We start from the raw sequence: 1,152 nt of genomic DNA on the forward strand, positions 1-1,152 counted from the left end.
TTCGGTTGTACCAGCCCTCAATATATTGAAAAATTGCTATCTTAGCAGAATAGTAATCTAGATATTGCACGTGATTTACTTCTTCTTTTTTCAATATAGCATGAAATGATTCAATACAAGCATTATCATAGGGATTACCTTTTCTGCTAAATGATTGTATAATTTTACGACTTTGAACATATCCTGTGAACTCTGAACTTGTATATTGAGAACCTAAATCTGTATGAAGAATTAATTCTTTACTAGGTTTTTGATTATTTATAGCATTTTCTAAGGCTTTAATGACCAATTCAGTAGTCATAGAGCGTGAGAATGAATACCCAACAATTTTTTTAGAATGCAAATCCATCACAGAAGCTAAATAACACCAACCATCTTTAAGTGTGTTGATGTAAGTAATGTCTGCAACCCATTTCTGATTAATATTGGTGGTTGAAAAGTCTCTATCTAAAAGATTTTCGTGTTCCACAATTTTTTCTTTACTTTGGTAAGGTCGATATTTTTTCTTAGTTATAGAGCGAATCCCTGCTTTTTTCATCAATCGTTGTACCCGTTTTAAACTAACATGATAATTCTCGGTTAAAAGTATATGATGAATTTTAGGAGCACCATACCGTTCCTTACTATCTTTATGGATTTGTTTGATTTTTTCTGTTAATTCTTGATTTTCACGCTCACGCTTAGACTGTGTTTTGTTTAATGAATGGTAATAGCTACTTCTTGGAACACCAAGTACTTTACATATTAGTTTAACTGGGTGTTCACCCTCATGCTTATTGATAAAATTGATAAGTTCTGAATCGTTCACTTTTTCGCGAATATGGTCATAGCCTTTTTTAATATTTCAATCTCCTGTTTTAAACGTAGGTTTTCTTTTTGTATCTTCTCTATCTCTTTAGGAGTCAAGGAATCCTTTCCTTCACCTACAGGGGTATAGGACCTAATCCATTTATATATCGTTACTTCAGATACACCATATTCGCTACTTAATTTTTTTACTGGAGTTCCAGAATTGTAGAGTTCCACTATTGTTTGTTTAAAATCTTCAGTATATTTTTTTGCTACACCTTTTCTTTTCATATAGGACACATCCTCTCAAAATTATTGTATTAGACTTAACTAAGGTGTGTCCACAAAACTATACTAACTCCA

The 1,152-nt window shown here is 31.9% G+C and carries 1 protein-coding gene; it reads right to left on the reverse strand.

Translation table 11 applies throughout. The annotated features are described in order from the left end of the window. Positions 1 to 1,080, reverse strand: a protein-coding gene (locus tag BHF71_RS10535; protein ID WP_245683861.1) for an IS3 family transposase whose coding sequence is annotated in 2 segments (ribosomal slippage) — positions 1 to 840 and positions 840 to 1,080 — 1,081 coding nt annotated over the 2 segments. Because the reading frame shifts where the segments join, the coding sequence is not laid out codon by codon here. This gene is flagged as partial in the annotation. Between the last annotated feature and the right edge of the window lie 72 nt (positions 1,081 to 1,152).

The sequence above is a fragment of the Vulcanibacillus modesticaldus genome, assembly GCF_001730235.1.
GTDB lineage: Bacteria > Bacillota > Bacilli > Tepidibacillales > Tepidibacillaceae > Vulcanibacillus > Vulcanibacillus modesticaldus.